14 protein-coding genes are annotated in these 16,597 nt (G+C 70.8%); 12 read left to right on the top strand and 2 right to left on the bottom strand.

Annotated features, from left to right (window positions below):
- Positions 1–186: 186 nt before the first annotated feature.
- The 6 genes from HCR68_RS05180 (at position 187) to pstB (ending at position 8,845) form a co-directional block, all read left to right on the top strand.
- Entirely contained in the window at positions 187–3,102 is a 2,916-nt protein-coding gene (locus HCR68_RS05180) for an RNA degradosome polyphosphate kinase (RefSeq protein WP_167147104.1), read from the top strand.
- A gap of 13 nt (positions 3,103–3,115) precedes the next feature.
- The gene (locus HCR68_RS05175) at positions 3,116–4,144 is read left to right on the top strand and encodes an NUDIX hydrolase (RefSeq protein WP_167147101.1); all 1,029 of its coding nucleotides are present in this window, start codon (positions 3,116–3,118) and stop codon (positions 4,142–4,144) included.
- A gap of 201 nt (positions 4,145–4,345) precedes the next feature.
- Complete coding sequence (locus HCR68_RS05170; protein WP_167147098.1) at positions 4,346–5,578, top strand: phosphate ABC transporter substrate-binding protein PstS; 1,233 nt, start codon at positions 4,346–4,348, stop codon at positions 5,576–5,578.
- Positions 5,579–5,688: 110 nt separating this feature from the next.
- Complete coding sequence (gene pstC / locus HCR68_RS05165; RefSeq protein ID WP_167147095.1) at positions 5,689–6,708, top strand: phosphate ABC transporter permease subunit PstC; 1,020 nt, start codon at positions 5,689–5,691, stop codon at positions 6,706–6,708.
- A 1-nt stretch (position 6,709) separates the two neighbouring features.
- On the top strand, positions 6,710–7,984 hold the full coding sequence (pstA, locus tag HCR68_RS05160) for a phosphate ABC transporter permease PstA (protein ID WP_208320509.1): 1,275 nt from the start codon (positions 6,710–6,712) through the stop codon (positions 7,982–7,984).
- A gap of 81 nt (positions 7,985–8,065) precedes the next feature.
- Positions 8,066–8,845, top strand: coding sequence for a phosphate ABC transporter ATP-binding protein PstB (gene pstB, locus HCR68_RS05155; RefSeq protein WP_167147093.1), 780 nt, complete (start codon positions 8,066–8,068; stop codon positions 8,843–8,845).
- A 313-nt stretch (positions 8,846–9,158) separates the two neighbouring features.
- On the opposite strand, the gene HCR68_RS05150 is transcribed toward pstB, so the two are convergent.
- Positions 9,159–9,830 carry a response regulator transcription factor gene (locus HCR68_RS05150; protein ID WP_167147090.1) on the bottom strand — a complete coding sequence of 224 codons (672 nt, stop codon included), beginning with the start codon at positions 9,828–9,830 and terminating at the stop codon, positions 9,159–9,161.
- A gap of 173 nt (positions 9,831–10,003) precedes the next feature.
- Between HCR68_RS05150 and HCR68_RS05145 the strand changes: the two genes are divergently transcribed.
- From HCR68_RS05145 to HCR68_RS05120, 6 genes are all read left to right on the top strand, one after another.
- Positions 10,004–11,158: a hypothetical protein gene (locus tag HCR68_RS05145; RefSeq protein ID WP_167147087.1), complete on the top strand. Its 1,155-nt coding sequence runs from the start codon at positions 10,004–10,006 to the stop codon at positions 11,156–11,158.
- A gap of 268 nt (positions 11,159–11,426) precedes the next feature.
- Positions 11,427–12,233, top strand: coding sequence for an FABP family protein (locus tag HCR68_RS05140; protein ID WP_167147085.1), 807 nt, complete (start codon positions 11,427–11,429; stop codon positions 12,231–12,233).
- A complete protein-coding gene (locus HCR68_RS05135; RefSeq protein ID WP_167147082.1) occupies positions 12,233–13,507 on the top strand; it encodes a glycine cleavage T C-terminal barrel domain-containing protein in 1,275 nt (424 codons plus the stop codon). The genes HCR68_RS05140 and HCR68_RS05135 overlap by 1 nt, the downstream gene beginning before the upstream one ends.
- A 138-nt stretch (positions 13,508–13,645) precedes the next feature.
- Positions 13,646–14,095, top strand: a complete 450-nt coding sequence (locus tag HCR68_RS05130) for a DUF2516 family protein (protein WP_167147079.1) — start codon at positions 13,646–13,648, stop codon at positions 14,093–14,095.
- Positions 14,095–14,523 (top strand): D-aminoacyl-tRNA deacylase, encoded by a 429-nt coding sequence (gene dtd, locus HCR68_RS05125; RefSeq protein ID WP_167147076.1) that lies wholly within the window; start codon positions 14,095–14,097, stop codon positions 14,521–14,523. Before HCR68_RS05130 ends, dtd begins: the two co-directional genes overlap by 1 nt.
- Positions 14,524–14,574: 51 nt before the next feature.
- Positions 14,575–15,048: a DUF3995 domain-containing protein gene (locus HCR68_RS05120; RefSeq protein ID WP_243858944.1), complete on the top strand. Its 474-nt coding sequence runs from the start codon at positions 14,575–14,577 to the stop codon at positions 15,046–15,048.
- A 184-nt stretch (positions 15,049–15,232) separates the two neighbouring features.
- Here the strand turns inward: HCR68_RS05120 and HCR68_RS05115 are convergent, their stop codons facing one another.
- Positions 15,233–16,171: a DUF559 domain-containing protein gene (locus tag HCR68_RS05115; RefSeq protein WP_243858943.1), complete on the bottom strand. Its 939-nt coding sequence runs from the start codon at positions 16,169–16,171 to the stop codon at positions 15,233–15,235.
- Positions 16,172–16,597: the final 426 nt, after the last annotated feature.

Genomic DNA, 16,597 nt, shown 5'->3' with positions numbered 1-16,597 from the left:
ATCGGAGGCTTTGCCGCAGATTTGGACAAGCGCGCCGGGCAGGGAGCTGATCGGGCCCCGTCGGTGGGCCCGCACAGGGGCCCGAGGAGCAGGAGAAGCGGGCCAGGTCCCGGCCTGGCCGCGCTCCCCGCAACCGGGACGTGATCACCGCCCCACAAGGTCGCCCGGACGTGGGACCATGTGGCCATGACCAACGACGCGCCCCACTCCGCCCCCACGCCGCTCTCCCGCTTCCTGGGCGGGTGGATGCGTCACCCGAGCCCCCAGGAGCCCGAGGAGCAGCCGGCCGACGACACCCCGGAGGCCGCCGTCGAAGCGACCGGGGCGCCCGAGGCTGTCGAGAGCACCGAGGGCGCTGAGGTTGTCGAGGTTGCCGAGGCTCCCCAGTCGGCCGCCTCTCCCGAGGCGGCCGCGACCAAGGCGGATCCCGCCGCCTCCACCACCTCCGCCGGTCCCACCAACGGCTCCGCTGCTCCCACCGAGACCGCAGTCGAGCCCGCCCGGCCCGCCGTCGCCCCCGAGGGCGCCACGAGCGCCGACGAGCCCGACGGCCCCGAGTCATCGGACCCCGACGCCGACGACGCCGAGGAGGAGCACATCATCGAGGTCGCCGACCCGCGCGACTTCGCCGACGACTCCGGCCCCCAGTACGAGGACGAGGACTTCGACGAGATCATCGACGGCGAGGCCGCCCCGGCCCCCGGCCCCGTCGGCACGGCGACCCCCGCGATCGCCCCGTCCTCCATCACCTCCGCCAGCTCGCAGTCGGCCCCCTCCGCAGCCGAGACCCTGGCGACGCCCTCGACCGCGACGCCGGGGGAGCGCGGCACCTTCGTCCCCGGCAGCGCCGCCAGCTCGGGCCACGCCGTCAGCCCCGCCAGCGCCGCCTCCTCAGCCTCCTCAGCCTCCTCACTGAGCTCGGCCAGCGCCGCCGACGCCGCGGCCTCGGCCGCCTCCGCCGACACCGCCCAGGTCGACCCCGAGGACCTCCTGCCGCCGCTGAAGTCCTTCAAGAACCGCTTCATCGACCGCGAGCTGACCTGGATGGACTTCAATGAGCGCGTCCTGGAGCAGGCCGAGGACCGCACCCTGCCCCTGCTGGAGCGCGCCTGGTTCCTGGCGATCTTCTCCTCCAACCTCGACGAGTTCTACATGGTGCGCGTCGCCGGGCTCATGCGCCGCATCAAGGCCGGCATCACCCCGGTGCGCGCCTCCGGCCTGGACGCCAACCAGGTCCTGGCCCAGGTCACCAGCCGCGCCAAGGAGCTCACCGCCCGCCAGGCCGCCCTCTTCCAGGAGGACATCCGCCCCGCCCTGGCCGAGCACAACGTGAACATCCTGGGCTGGGACGAGCTCAACTCCGATCAGCAGGAGCGCCTGACCCGCTACTTCCGCCACCAGATCTACCCGGTCCTCACCCCGCTGGCGGTCGACCCCTCCCACCCCTTCCCCTACATCTCGGGCCTGTCCCTCAACCTCGCCGTCATCCTGCGAAACCCGCGCAGCGGCAAGGAGCACTTCGCCCGTATCAAGGTGCCCGACTCCCTGCCGCGCCTGGTCCAGGTCCCCGGCCGCGAGCTCGACGCCGCCGACAAGTCCGCCGGCTGCGCCGTCATCCCCCTCGAGGTCGTCATCGGCCAGCACCTCGACCACCTCTTCCCGGGCATGGACATCCTGGAGCACCACCTCTTCCGGGTCACCCGCAACGAGGACCTCGAGGTCGAGGAGGACGACGCCGAGAACCTCCTCAAGGCCATGGAGAAGGAGCTCGAGCGGCGCCGCTTCGGCGACTGCGTGCGCCTGGAGGTGGAGAACACCATCTCCTCCTTCACCCGCCGCTACCTGGTGCGCGCCCTGGGCCTCAAGGCCGACGACGTCTTCGAGCTGCCCGCGCCCCTGGACCTGACCTGCCTCAACCAGCTCCACGACCTGGACATCCCCGACCTGAAGTATCCGCGCTTCGTGCCGGTGACCGCCGCGGGCCTGGCCGCCTACGAGTCCTCCTCGGCGCCGGACGTCTTCGCCGCCATGCGCGAGCACGACGTCCTCCTGCACCACCCCTACGACTCCTTCTCCACCTCCGTCCAGGAGTTCGTGGCCCAGGCCGCCGCCGACCCCAAGGTCCTGGCCATCAAGCAGACCCTCTACCGCACCTCCGGGGACTCCCCGATCGTGGACGCCCTCATCGAGGCCGCCGAGGCCGGCAAGCAGGTCGTCGCCATCGTGGAGATCAAGGCCCGCTTCGACGAGGAGGCCAACATCTCCTGGGCCCGCAAGCTCGAGCGCGCCGGCGTTCACGTCGTCTACGGCATGGTGGGCCTCAAGACGCACTGCAAGCTGCTGCTGGTGGTGCGCCAGGAGTCCGACGGCCTGCGCCGCTACTGCCACGTCGGCACCGGCAACTACCACCCCAAGACCGCCCGCGGCTACGAGGACCTGGGGCTTCTGACCTGCGACCGCGACGTCGCCCAGGACCTGACCACCCTGTTCAACCAGCTCTCCGGCTACGCCCCGCGGGCCCGCTTCCGTCGCCTGCTCGTGGCGCCCCGCGGCCTGCGCGACGGGCTCGTCGAGCACATCGAGCAGGAGATCGCCAACCGCAGGGCCGGCCTGCCCGCCTGGATCCGCATCAAGGTCAACTCCATCGTCGACGAGACCGTCATCGACGCCCTCTACCGCGCCTCACGCGCCGGGGTGCAGGTCGACATCGTCGTGCGCGGCATCTGCGGCCTGCGCGCCGGCGTCGAGGGCCTCAGCGAGAACATCCGCGTGCGCTCCATCCTGGGGCGCTTCCTGGAGCACTCGCGCATCTACGCCTTCGCCGGCGGCGGCCGGACCACGCTGTTCATCGGCTCGGCCGACCTCATGCACCGCAACCTCGACCGCCGCGTCGAGTCCCTGGTGCGCATCACCGACCCCGCCATGGTCGAGGACCTCGAGTGGCTGGTGACCCACTGCGCCTCCGACGACGTCTCCTCCTGGCACCTCCAGCCCGACAGCTCCTGGGAGCGCCACCTGTTCGACGCCGAGGGCAACCGCCTCGAGGACATCCAGGACAGCCTCATGGCCCGGGCGCGCTCGCGCGTCAAGGGTCGTCACTGAAGACGGCCGTGCCATGAGTCCGTCCAGCAGTAAGAACGGCTCGCGCGAGACGGTGCGGGCCGCCGGCGCCCTCGTGTGGCGCGAGAAGGGCAAGCACCTCGAGGTGCTCCTGGTCCACCGCCCCCGCTACGACGACTGGTCCATCCCCAAGGGCAAGGTCGACCCCTGCGAGTCCGTGCGCACCTGCGCCGTGCGCGAGGTCGCCGAGGAGACCGGCGTCCAGGTGATCCTGGGCCAACCGCTCAGCCGCGTGCGCTACAAGATCGGCGACGGCACCCGCAAGGAGGTCCACTACTGGGCCGCCCGCGTCGCCCCCGGCTCCTCGGCCGCCGTCGCCGCCCGCGCCGCCGTCAAGCCCGCCTCCACCAAGGAGATCGACGACGTCGAGTGGTTGCGCGTGGGCCAGGCCCGCAAGCGCCTGACCCACTCCTACGACCGAGATCTGCTCGGAGAGCTGGTCGACCTGTGGGAGGACGGCAAGCTCGACACCTGGACCCTGGTCCTCGTGCGCCACGGCCGCGCCGTCAAGCGCTCGGTGTGGAACCGCCCCAAGGAGCGGGACAAGGAGACCGACGAGGCCACCCGCCCCCTGACCCACGACCAGGGTGAGACCCGTGCCCGCGCCCTCGTCCCGATCCTGGCCGCATACGGGGTTGGCCGGGTCATCACCAGTCCCTGGAAGCGCTGCGTGGACACGGTCGCCCCCTACGCCACGGCCGCCGGCCTGACCCTGGAGACGGCCGGGGCCCTGACCGAGATGGCCCACGCCGAGCGCCCCAAGGGTGCGCGCTCGGTGGTCAAGAAGGTCCTGGGCGCGCGCGAGGAGCCGACGGCGCTGTGCACCCACCGGCCCGTCCTGCCCACCATCATGGACGTCGTCTCCCAGTACGCGCCCGGCAAGCTCCTGCGCTCCGTGCCCGACCGGGACCCCTGGCTCAAGACGGGGGAGATCCTCGTGGTCCACATGGCCCGCCGCCCCCGCGGCAAGATCCGCGCCGTCGCCATCGAGAAGCAGCGCCCAGTCCTGTCCGAGGGGCGCTGAGCGCGCGCCGAGCGCTCTCTGAGGCCGAGGCCGTATCCGACGTCGTCCGACGTCGTCGGAACCCGGTGGCGGTCCTCACAAGAGGAGTTCACCCGCTGTTTACCGCAGTCACCCGGAACCTTCATCCGGGGCGCCTATCGTCTGCGCTGCCAGACATCCGCCCGGCACCCGACTGAAACCCCGACTCAGCGAGGAGAGCCTGTGCTCCTGACCCGTCGCGGCGCCCTGGGCGCCCTGAGCGCGGCCGCCCTGACCGCGCTGGCCGCCTGCGGGCGCGACGCCGGCGCCCCCGACCCCAACGCCTCCAGCGACCTGGAGGGAGAGATCCGCGGCGCGGGCGCCACCTCCCAGTCCGACGCGCAGGACGCCTGGATGAACGCCTTCATGGGCGCCAACCTACGCGCCACCGTCGACTACGCCGGCGGCGGCTCCGGGGCCGGGCGCACCAAGCTGGTCGAGGGCGCCGTCGACTTCGCCGGTACCGACACCCCCATGACCACCGCCGAGATCGACAAGATCGGCGGCGTCGTCGAGCTGCCCCTCTACATCTCCCCGATCGCCGTGGCCTACAACCTGCCCGGCCTCACCGGAGAGTCCCACGTCAACATGACCGGCGAGATCCTCGCGAAGGTCCTCGCCGGTGCCATCACCCGCTGGAACGACCCCGCCCTGGTCGCCCTCAACCCCGAGGCCGCGCTGCCGGACCGGCGGATCATCGTCGTCGGCCGCTCCGACGACTCCGGCACCACCAAGGCCCTGACCACCTACCTGGCCACGATCGCCCCCGAGGTCTGGACCCACGAGCCCGAGGAGACCTGGCCGCTGCGCGGGGGCCAGTCCGGCGACGGCACCGCCGGCATGATCCAGACCGTCTCCGCCGCCGTCGGCGCCATCGGCTACGCCGACGCCTCCAAGGTGCCCTCCACGCTGGGAACCGTCGCCATCGGCAGCTCGGACAAAGACGGCTCCGACAAGGACGACTCGGACAAGTCGGGTAAGAAGGACTCGGACGCGTCGGACAAGGATGGCTCCGGCGAGTCGGACAACGGTGACTCGGAGAAGTCCGACCAGGACGGCTCGGACAAGTCGGGTGAGAAGGACTCGGACGCGTCGGGCAGGTTCGTCTCCGTCTCAGCCGACGCCGCCGCAGCCGCCCTCGACGCCGCCACCCTGAGCGCCGAGGCCGACGAGACCCGCCTGGTCTACACCCCCAGCCCGGACGCCGACGGCGCCTACCCCATCGTCCTGGTCTCCTACCTCGTCGCCCGCCTGAGCTACGACGACGCCGAGATCGCCGCCATCGTCAAGGCCTACCTGCGCTTCGCCGCCTCCACCAGGGGCCAGGACACCTCGTCCAAGGCCACCGGCTGCGCCCCCATCACCCGGGAGATGCGCGAGAAGATCAATGCCGCCATCGACAAGATCGAGGCCTGAGCCGCTGGCCGGCCAGTCGCCGCACCGGACCGCACCGAACCGCACCGCACATGCCCACCGACAACCCACCCGCCCAGCCGCCGCCCCAGACACCCCGAGGAGGGTCAGCCGTGGCCAGCACCACCGCACCGTCGTCGGCCCCACCGCCCCCAGCGGGCGCCGTGACCGCGCCCGATGCCGCCGATAACGCCGCCATCCAGCCCGGGAAGGCCCCCGGGCAGACCGGCAACCGGATCTTCACCGGCCTGTCCTTCGGGGCCGGCACCCTCATCATGGTGGTGCTCGCCCTCGTGGCCGCCTTCCTCATCCGGGAGGCCCTGCCCGCCCTGACGGCCTCGCGCGAGACCCTCGAGTCGGTCTCCTTCATGCGCGAGAGCGGGCTGTGGGGCTACGTGGCCCCGCTCGTCTTCGGCACGCTGCTGTCCTCGACCATCGCCCTGGGCGTCGCGGTGCCGCTGAGCATCGGGGTGGCCCTGTTCATCTCCCACTTCGCCCCGCGCCGCCTGGCCCAGGTGCTGGGGTACATGGTCGACCTCCTGGCCGCCATCCCCTCGGTGGTCTTCGGCCTGTGGGGCTTCCTGTGGCTCGTGCCCCTGCTCGACCCGGTCAACACCTGGCTGACCGAGAACCTCGGCTTCATCCCGCTGTTCGCCGACTACACGGCCCCGGCCAAGAACATCACCACCGCCTCCCTGGTGCTGGCCGTCATGATCCTGCCGATCATCACCGCCACCATCCGCGAGATCTTCCTCCAGACCCCCACCCTCCAGGAGGAGGCCTCCCTGGCCCTGGGCGCCACCCGCTACGAGATGATCCGTCAGGCAGTCCTGCCCTTCGGCCGCTCCGGCATCATCTCCGCCTCCATGCTGGGGCTCGGGCGCGCCCTGGGCGAGACCATGGCGGTCCTCATGATCCTCTCTCCCGGCATGGGGCTGAACCTGCGCATCCTCCAGGCCGGCCAGCACCAGACCATCGCCGCCAACATCGCCTCGCAGTTCCGCGAGGCCTACGGACTGAGCGTCAACGTGCTCATCGCCACCGGCCTGGTCCTGTTCATCATCACCTTCGCGGTCAACTCCCTGGCGCGGTGGATCATCGCGCGCCGCTCCGAGTTCTCAGGAGCCAGCTGACATGACACCCACGAACACGCCCGACCCGGCTGGCGGCCCCGCTGCCGACCCCAGGTCTAGCACGGCCTCCGACGGCGTCGACCTGCGCCCCGAGCCCGCCGGCCCTACTGGCCCCACTGGCTCTGCTGCCGACGGTTCCGCCGATCCGGCCGGCGCGGCGCCCGCCCCCAAGTCCCTCAAGGCCGCGCTCGCGGCCGCCGAGGCCCCGGCCGCCCCCGTCGACCCCCTGGCCGACCCGCCCTCCATCGAGGGCGTGCCCCTGACCTCCTACCGCCTGCCCGACTGGTTCATCTGGGCGGCGCTGGGAGCCGCCTTCGTCGTCGTCGGCGGGGTCGGGCTGCTGGCCGGCTGGAGCATCGCCGCCGTCGTCACCCTGACCGCCCTGACGTGGGTGGTGGGCGCCACGGCCGTCTCCTGGGTGCGCGAGGGCGAGCGCTGGGGCCGCAACACCCTGGTGACCCTCCTCATCTACCTGTCCTTCGCCATCGTCATGGTGCCGCTGGTCTCCCTGGTGTGGATGGTCCTGTCCGGCGGCTCGGCCCGCTTCGGCTACGACTTCCTCACCACCAACATGCGCGGCGCCGACGCCTCCAACGGCGGCTTCTACCACGGCATCGTCGGGACCCTCCAGATCACCGGGATCGCCACGCTCATCTCGGTGCCGCTGGGCCTGTTCACCGCCATCTTCCTCGTGGAGTACAACGGCGGCTGGATCGCCCGGGCCATCACCTTCCTCGTCGACGTCATGACCGGCATCCCCTCGATCGTGGCCGGGCTGTTCGCCTACTCGATCTTCCTCGTCGCGGCCGGACCCCGCTACCAGGCCGGCATCATCGGTGCCGTCGCCCTGAGCGTCCTCATGACGCCGGTGGTCATCCGCGGCGTGGAGGAGATGCTCAAGCTCGTCCCCTCCCATCTGCGCGAGGCCTCCTACGCGCTCGGCGTGCCCAAGTGGCTCACCATCGTCAAGGTCGTGCTGCGTACCGCGGTGGCCGGCATCACCACCTCCGTCATGATCGCCATCGCCCGCGTCATCGGCGAGACCGCGCCGCTGCTCATCACCGTGGGCCTGACGATCCGCACCAACACCAACCCGCTCGACGGCTCCATGGCCACCCTGCCGGTGCTCGTCTACGACCAGTACTCCCGTGGTGAGGCCGCCGCCATGGAACGCGCCTGGGCCGGGGCGCTGACCCTCATCATCCTCGTCATGCTGCTCAACCTCGCGGCTCGCCTCATCTCGAAGTACTTCAGCCCCAAGGGCGGCCGGCGCTGAGCCCGGCCCGAGCCGCAGCGCGCCCAGTACCTCCAGAGCCCCCAGAGCACTCCACCGTCCACCTCAGGTAAAGGAACCGACGTGTCCAAGCGCATCGACGTCATCGGCGAGAACATCTACTACGGCGACTTCCTGGCCGTCAAGGACGTCAACGTCGTCATCGAGCCCAAGTCCGTCACCGCCCTCATTGGCCCCTCCGGCTGCGGGAAGTCCACCTTCCTGCGCACCCTCAACCGCATGCACGAGACCATCCCCGGCGCCCGCGTCGAGGGCCAGGTCATCGTCGACGGCGTCAACCTCTACGGCCCCGGCGTCGACGCCGTCCAGGTGCGCCGCGCCATCGGCATGGTCTTCCAGCGGCCCAACCCGTTCCCCACCATGTCCATCGCCGAGAACGTCCTGGCCGGCGTGCGCCTCAACAACCGCCGGATCAAGAAGTCCGACGCCGACGACCTGGTGGAGGCCTCCCTGCGCGGGGCCAACCTGTGGGACGAGGTCAAGGACCGCCTCGACCGGCCGGGGCTGGGACTCTCGGGCGGCCAGCAGCAGCGCCTGTGCATCGCCCGCGCCATCGCGGTCAAGCCCGCCGTCCTGCTCATGGACGAACCCTGCTCCGCCCTGGACCCCATCTCCACGCTGGCGATCGAGGACCTCATCTCCGAGCTCAAGACGGACTACACGATCGTCATCGTCACCCACAACATGCAGCAGGCCTCGCGTGTAAGCGACATGACCGGCTTCTTCAACCTGGAGGCCACCGGTAAGCCCGGCCACCTCGTCGAGTACGACTCCACCGACAAGATCTTCTCCGCCCCCAGCGAGCAGGCCACCGAGGACTACATCTCCGGCCGCTTCGGCTGAGGGGGCGGGTACGCCACCGATCGGATCCGTCGAGTCGGACATTTTTCGCGTAGGACAACCGTTTTTCGGTAGGGCTACGCGAAAAATGCCCGACTCGGTATCAGGAGAGTGAGGACGTCGGGCCGGAGAGCGCCAGTCGGCGCGAATGCCGCTCGCGGCGGCTTGAGTTGGAGCCCGGGGCCCGTCACGGCCCGACGCCGCCCAAGAGTGTACAGGTCCGGAACACAGGCGGCGCCGGTGTCCACCAGTCGGTCGGGAGCGCTGTACCACGGCCCTGCCGAACCTGCCCGGACTAGGCCTGACGTCCCCGCCTCTACGCGTCCTCGGGGGCGTCCAGGCGGTAGCCGACGTTGCGGACCGTGCCGATGAGGTGGTCGTGCTCGGTGCCCAACTTGGCGCGCAGACGACGAATGTGGACATCCACCGTGCGCGAGCCGCCGATGTAGTCCTCGCCCCACACCTCGTGCAGGAGCGCGTCGCGGGTCAGCACCCGCCCCTGGTTGGCGGCCAGGAACTTCAGCAGCTCGAACTCCTTGTAGGTCAGGTCCAGGATCGAACCGCGCAGGCGGGCCGTGTAGGCGGTGACGTCGATGACGAGGTCGCCGACGTCGATGCGGTCGTCGTCGACCTCGTCCACCACCGGGACGTGGGCGCGCAGCAGCCGCAGCCGGGCCGAGAGCTCGGCGGGCTTGGCGCCGGCCATGACGAAGTCGGCGGCCCCCCAGTCGATCTGCACGGCGGCGGCACCGCCCTCCTCCAGGATGAGGATGATGGGCGGGCAGTCCATGGGACCGGTGAAGAGCTGGCACAGGGCGCGGGCCCGGGTCAGGTCCCCGCGCGCGTCGATCATGACGACGTCGGCGCTGTCCACCTCCGCATAGGAGGAGGGGATCGGGGGAAGGCACTCCACCTGGGAGTCGAGGAAGGAGGTTGCGGGCAGGACATCGGTGGCGTCGCTCTCACGAGTGAACATGATGATCCGCATGACTGCTCCCTCCGGGGCTCTCGACCGGGACTCACCGGCGCAGACGAGCTGAGCAGCGGCGATACTGTCGGGGCAAGTCAACCACACCTGGCCGAGAGCGGAATCCGCGGGGAGACAAATGACCGGATCGGGAGACGCCGGAGTGGGGCCCGCGGCCGTCCGGGTGTGGGACGATGCGTGCTGTGACTACCCATCACCGACGAGCTCAGCAGGCTGCACGCGCCCGTGGAGCCTCCCGTGACTCCCGCGACGACTCCAGCGGTGCGGCCGTCCCGACGGCGCCTGCGGCCGTCCGTGGCGCAACGGACTGGGCCAGTGTCATCGGCTCGGGCGACCCAGGTGGCTCGGGCGGCTCCGGGCGGTCGACCGCTTCGGCCGCCTCCCCGCGCTCAGCCCGTTCGGCGGCCTCCGGTGACTCGGCCGGTTCTCCCGACGCCCCGGCATCGGCCCGATCGGGAGACTCGGTGGACACCCTCAACCTCGCCGAGGACCTCGGTTACGCCACTCGCCGGGCCTCCAACCGCCCCAAGGAGCCGGGCCTGGTGGACCCGGCCTGGACCCGGCTCGCCTTCGCAGGCCTGGTGCCGCTGCTGCTGGCGGTCGGCTCCGTGCTGCCCGGATGGGTGAGGCTGGTCCTCGTGGCCCTCCTGGTGCCGACCGCAGCCCAGGGCTGGCCCGCGCTCGTGCGCGCCCGGCACGACCTGGGGGCCACGATCGTCATGACGATCAGCGGCCTGGCGGCCGCGACCAGCGTCTACCTCCTCGACGACATGGGGGTCGCCGGCCTGGTCATGGCCTTCTCGATCCTGCTGGCCTTCGTCGGCCAGATGCTGCGGCGCGACGGCCGGCACAACCTGGTCGAGGACCTGTCCTCGACGGTGGCGGGCTGTCTCGTGGTGGTCTCCGGCTCGGCCTGGTGCGCCCTGGAGCCGGGGCTGGCCGACCCCGCCGTCGTCGTGCCCACCTGTCTGGCCCTGTTCGTCGGCGCGGTGCTGACCGTCCTCAACGTGCGCGCCCGCGTGCTGGAGGCCCTCACCGTCACGGTTCCGGCGCTGCTCGCCGGCGGCGCCGGCTACGTGCTGGCCGCGGCCGGCTTCTTCGGCCTGTCCCACATCAGCACGACGGCGGCCCTGCAAAGCGCCGTGGCCTGCGTCGTCGTCGGCTTCGTGGCCGGGGTGCTCATGGCCGCAGGCAACCGCGTCCTGTGGACCCACCGGTGGGTGCCCGGGGGACGGGCGGCCGTGGCCTCCGCGCTCGTGCCGATCCTGTCGGTCGGCGTTCCGGTGTACGCGATCGCTCGGCTCATGGGCGGCTTCCTCGCCGGCTGATGGCGACCTCCTGGTCCGCGGCTCCGGCCAGGGCCGCACTGTCCTGGAGCGGTGACTTACATTCCGCGTGAGGACTGCGTTTCGACGCAAACCACTGAGGTCAGAGCCCAGTCATCTGCGAGAAAACGCAGTCCCCGAGGTCAGACGCAGTCCCCGATGCGCGCGAAGGTGCGACCTGGGTGTCCCGAGCAGCTTGGCGGGTCGGGCAGCCTGGTCGGTTGGCGGTGCGCGTGTGTGCCGGGCCGGGCCGACGTCGTAGGCTGCGGGCATGGCATTCACGCTTCCTGACGACCTGGCCCCCGAGCTCTATCCGCTGGCCTGGCTGGTCGGAACCTGGCGCGGCTACGGCATCCTCACCTACGGCGAGACCGTGCCCGAGCAGGCCGTCTACCAGGAGATGACCTTCGACCACGACGGCGGCCCCTACCTGCGCCAGACCACCACGATCTGGACGGTCGACGCCACCCGCTCCAAGAACCTCGACTTCGAGATGCCCGGCCTCCAGGGCGCCTCCCTCCTGGCCCCCGCCCAGATCTGGTCCACCGAGACCACCTACTGGCGGCCCGTCGGCCAGGAGCAGCCCGACGGCGCCTCCGCCGAGACTGCCACCGAGGCCACCACCGAGACCGCTGACTCCTCTGACGCCGCCGGTGAGGCCGGTGCCTCCGGTGAGACACCCTCCGAGAACGCCGGCGGTCCCCTCATCCCCGTCACCCGGCTCGAGCTCGTCTCGGCCGACCCCGCCGGCCACGTCGCCGTCTGGGAGGGATGGATCCAGGGGCCGCGCGCCCAGGTCGGCACCCAGGCCGTGGGCCGGGCCCGCACCGCCGTCGCCGTGGAGGAGATGACCCGCATGCTCGGGCTCGTGGGCGGCGACCTCATGTGGACCCAGGACATGGCGGCCTTCGGTAAGACCGAGGTGACCACCTACGCCTCCGGGAGGCTCGGCCGCGTCGACGACTTAGGCGACCCCGCCGCCCAGCCCGGATCGGCCCTCGACCCGGTCGAGCCCGCAGACTCCTCCGAGCCCGCCTCCGACTCCTCAGACTCCGACGACGCCGAGCCGACCGCCTGATGCTCCCCTCCCCGCTGCTGAACCGTCCCGGCGCCGTCGCCTCCGCTCCGGGCGACCCCGATGAGGCCGTCCCCGCCCACCTCGGCGACCCCGGCCGCGAGCAGGCCGCCCTGGCCGAGGGACGAGCCACCTGCGCCCTGGCGCGCGACGTCGTGGCCGTGACCGGGCAGGACCGCCTGAGTTGGCTGACCACCCTGTCCAGCCAGGTGCTCACCGCACTGGAACCGGGCGACGGCGGCGTGGAGACGCTCCTCCTCGACGCCCAGGGGCACATCACCCACGCGCTCGCGGCCCTCGACGACGGTCGTACCCTCTGGCTCGTCACCGAGGCCGGCGGCGGCGCGGACCTGGCGGCCTTCCTGGACTCCATGCGCTTCATGCTGCGCGTCGAGGTCGCCGAGCGGCCCGACGTCGCGGCACTGGGCGCCCTGGGGGAGGGGCTCGACGCCCTGGCTCAGGCGGCGCGCGACACCGCGCCACCGGCGGCGGGGGCTCAGACCGACGCCGGCGACGCCGTCGAGGCCACTGACGCCACTGAGGCCACTGAGGCCGCCGGCGCCGAGGTGCAGGGCTCGCTCATCGGACTGTGGCGCGACCCGTGGCCGGGCGTCGTCGAGGGCGGCACGAGCTACGACGTCGGACTGGAACGACCGCATCCCGGCGAGGGTTACCGGGCCGGGTTCGTCCTGGTTCCCACCAGCGGCGTGGGCGCCGTGGCGAGAACGTTCCTCGCCGCCGGGACGAACCGGCGTTTGGCCGGGGCCCTGGCCTGGGAGGCGCTGCGCGTCGAGGCGGGTCGCCCCCGCCGGGCCCGCGAGGCCGATGCTCGCGCGATCCCCCACGAGATGGACTGGCTGCGCACGGCCGTGCACCTGACGAAGGGCTGCTACCCGGGCCAGGAGACGATTGCACGCACCCTCAACCTGGGACGCCCGCCGCGGCGCCTGACGGTGCTCCAGCTCGACGGCCTGGGCGGTGACCTGCCGCGGCCGGGGGCGGTCGTGCGCATGGGGGAGCGGACCGTGGGCGCCGTGACCTCGGTGGCGCGCCACCACGAGCTCGGCCCCATCGCCCTGGCCCTGCTGCGCCGCGCCGTGCCCGTGGGTGAGCAGCTGACCGTGGAGATCACTGAGGTCGATGAGGGCACCGGTGAGACGGTCGCCGTCGGCCGGGTCGATGCCGCCCAGGAGCCGCTGGTCTCGCCCGAGGGTCGCGCTCAGGCCAGTCCCTCCGAGCGTCCCGGGGCGGAGCTGCGCAAGGGTCTGAGGCTCTGATCCGCTCCCGGCGTCGGGCGCCCTACCGTCGGGTGGCGGCGAGGAGCGCCGCTGCCGGGTGCGTGAGGCGTCAACTGTTCTCGCTGGGCGTGGCCGTATCGCTGGGATCGTGGGCCACCGACCGGTAGCCTGGGGCGCGTGAGCATCCTCAGTCTCGTTGCCTACTATCTCGCCCTCGCTGTCGCCGTGATCTGGTGCGCGGCGCAGGTCTCCGCCGCGGTCCTCGGGGTCTGGGCGCTCATCGACTCGGCGCTGCGGCCGGCTCAGTACTACGCCGCGGCGGACAAGCGCAGCAAGAACTTCTGGCTCGTCGTCAACGCGGTGGCTGCCGTGGTGGGGACCTTCCTGGCGTATGAGGCCCTTCTGGCCGTGTACGTCGCAGGGGCCTCGACGGGGGTGTCGTTCATCGGTCTGCTGGCCGTGGTGGCCAGTGCCATCTACCTGGTGGATGTGCGCCCGGCCTTGCAGGCGCTGATGCCGGTGCGGGTGCGTTCCTCGATCCGGATTCCGGGGCGAGCCTCGCAGCGCCGCCCGGGGCGTGGCGGTGGTGCCGGCCGCGGCCCGCGCGACTGGAGCCCTGGTCGCTGATGCGCGCGGTCATTCAGCGGGTCAGTCGGGCGGCCGTCCGGGTCGACGGCGAGGTGGTCGGGGAGATCACCCGGCCCGGCCTCATGGTCCTGGTGGGGGCCACCCATGACGACGGCCCCAAGCAGGTCGCCACGGTGGCCCGCAAGATCGCGGACCTGCGGCTCATGGAGGGTGAGCTGTCGGTGTCCGACGCCGGTGCGCCGGTGCTCGTCGTCTCCCAGTTCACCCTGTACGCCGATACGCGCAAGGGGCGGCGCCCCACCTGGAACAAGGCGGCGCCCGGCGAGGTGGCCGAGCCCCTGGTGGAGGCCGTGGCCGAGGACCTGCGCGGGCGCGGCCTGGAGGTGGCCACCGGAAGGTTCGGCGCCCACATGCTCATTGACATGGAGGCCGACGGTCCGGTGACGATCCTGGTCGAGGCCGAGTAGGCCCGAGGGGCCGTTGAGATGACGGGCCGGTCGCGGGCTGTGGTGCTTGCCATGATGCTGTGGTGGGCCTTCTTCGGCTGCGTCAGTGTGTCCTGGGCGCTGGGGTCCCCGTGGCTGGTCGACACGGCTCTTCAGGGCGAGGCCCTGCGGCTCGCCCAGGAGCTGCCCGCCTGGCTGGTTGTGGTCGTCCTTGTTTCCGGGCTGGTGAAGCTGAGCTTCGTCGTCTACGGATTCGCTCTCCTGCGCCCGGACGTCATCAGGGTGCCGCGCTGGATGCGCCTGGCCTTCGGCTGGGTCTCGGGGGTCCTGCTCATGACCTATGGCCTGGTCGGCTCGGCGGGCCTGGTCCTGCGGCTCCTGGCCGGCCAGTCGCTCTCGCGCTACGGCTGGTGGCGGCTGCTTCTGTGGATGCCGCACTTCTGGGTGGGCGGCATCCTGGTCCTGGCCGCGACGGCGGCCTACCTGCGCTGGAGCCGGCCGACGTCGATCGGCTCCGCCGTGCCCACGGGCTCTGCCGGGCACTGATTCTCCGTGTTCCCCGTGGTGCGTGTCCACAGAAATGACATTAGGCCGTACGGGTCGCCCACTCGCCGACTAAAACCGCGGAATCACGCGGTTTTCAAACCAGCATCAACGTCGTCGGGCATCCAATGTCATTTCTGTGGACATCAGGCTTAGCCGGGCACGGCGCTTCGACTCCCTACATCGCCTACGGGCGGGTGGAGAGAATCCGCTTGACGTCAGTGACGATCTTCCCTGAACGCACGTTGTTGGACGTGAAGCGGATGGGTGTATAACCCTGCCGGACCAGTTCGCGATCGCGTTCCCGGTCGTGGTGGAAGGACCACTGGTCGGAATGGAACTCGTAGCCGTCGAGCTCGACGATCAGCCATCCGGCTACCACCAAGTCCACTTCTCCAACGCCTGAGATCACTATGCCGTCGGCAACATCTATTCCGGCGTCCCGCAGCTGAATTCTGGCCAGGGTCTCCAACGGGCTGCGAGCATGATCACTGGTGCGCTCAAGGCGATTCCGGCCAAGAACACGGCGAGGACCGCGCAGATATGCGGATACTTGCTGGCGAGTAGTTCTGCCCTGATGCAGGGCGGCGTCGGCGGCGACCAGAGCCGTCCACTCTTCTGCGCAGCACAGGAGATCGGAGACGCAGCGGGCGAGTGAGACAACCGGGAAGTCCTCCAGCCGAAGGACGGAACGCCCACGGGTCTCGTGCCTGTGTTCACCCCATAACGGAGGTACTCGACGCCCTTGCGGAGTCAGAACATGGACACTGCGTGGTGGCGAAGGAAGCGGAAGGTCATAGTAGGCGGCCGCATGCTCGCAGGTGATAAGACCTCGGTGAAGGCGGGCGATGAGGATGCGTCGATCGACGTCGGGCAGCGCTACGATTCCGTGCGGATACCGTTTGAGCTCTCCCGCGTCCACCAGGGCCTGGAGGCGGCGGCGCTCGGTACGGTTCAGATGTAGCTCAGCCTGCGCAACAGCGCCAAGCGCGTTACCCACACGGGTCAGTACATCGTCATCCATGAAGCAATTCTTGGACTGCTGGAGGCTGAGGTGCCAGGAAGTGGTTGGCCCCTGTGGATAACGTCCGGCGTTGATGGGCTGTGTCTCCTGCTGGATGTCCACAGAAATGACATTGGATGCCCGACGACGTTGATGCTGGTTTGAAAACCGCGTGATTCCGCGGTTTTAGTCGGCAAGTGGGAGACCCGTACGGCCCAATGTCATTTCTGTGGACACTCGTGGCCGTGGCAGGGGCCGTGGTGGGACCCCGCAAGGACACCGGTGCGTCCGCGAGAGCCTTCCGGGTCCGGTGGCGCCCGGTGGGCGGCCGCCGGAGCCAAGGGGAGAGGGCCGGGTATGCGCCCCCGACTGCGCTTCCCGGCCCTCACTTGAGTGTCGCCCGGACGGCGGCCGCGGCTCAACCTGAGTTGCACAGTTTTTAGTGCCCTGTTGGGATGTTCAGGGCGGTGAGGATTTTCTCGGCTTCGGGGGTCAGGGGGTCGGCGGCGGTGAGGTGGTGGCCGTTGAGGTTGATGGTGACGTCCTGGA

Origin of the sequence: Actinomyces sp. ZJ308, assembly GCF_011752065.1 — a bacterium.
GTDB lineage: Bacteria > Actinomycetota > Actinomycetes > Actinomycetales > Actinomycetaceae > Actinomyces.
The sequence above is the reverse complement of the archived record's forward strand: the minus strand, read 5'-3'. Positions and strand labels throughout refer to the sequence as shown.

What these genes read in the sequence shown, in the direction of transcription:
- HCR68_RS05175 (WP_167147101.1), top strand. Translation starts at nt 3,116, where the DNA reads ATGAGTCCGTCCAGCAGTAAGAACGGCTCGCGCGAGACGGTGCGGGCC.
- HCR68_RS05145 (WP_167147087.1), top strand. Translation starts at nt 10,004, where the DNA reads ATGCGTGCTGTGACTACCCATCACCGACGAGCTCAGCAGGCTGCACGC.
- HCR68_RS05150 (WP_167147090.1), bottom strand. Translation starts at nt 9,830, where the DNA reads ATGCGGATCATCATGTTCACTCGTGAGAGCGACGCCACCGATGTCCTG.
- HCR68_RS05135 (WP_167147082.1), top strand. Translation starts at nt 12,233, where the DNA reads ATGCTCCCCTCCCCGCTGCTGAACCGTCCCGGCGCCGTCGCCTCCGCT.
- HCR68_RS05120 (WP_243858944.1), top strand. Translation starts at nt 14,575, where the DNA reads ATGATGCTGTGGTGGGCCTTCTTCGGCTGCGTCAGTGTGTCCTGGGCG.
- HCR68_RS05180 (WP_167147104.1), top strand. Translation starts at nt 187, where the DNA reads ATGACCAACGACGCGCCCCACTCCGCCCCCACGCCGCTCTCCCGCTTC.
- dtd (WP_167147076.1), top strand. Translation starts at nt 14,095, where the DNA reads ATGCGCGCGGTCATTCAGCGGGTCAGTCGGGCGGCCGTCCGGGTCGAC.
- HCR68_RS05140 (WP_167147085.1), top strand. Translation starts at nt 11,427, where the DNA reads ATGGCATTCACGCTTCCTGACGACCTGGCCCCCGAGCTCTATCCGCTG.
- pstA (WP_208320509.1), top strand. Translation starts at nt 6,710, where the DNA reads ATGACACCCACGAACACGCCCGACCCGGCTGGCGGCCCCGCTGCCGAC.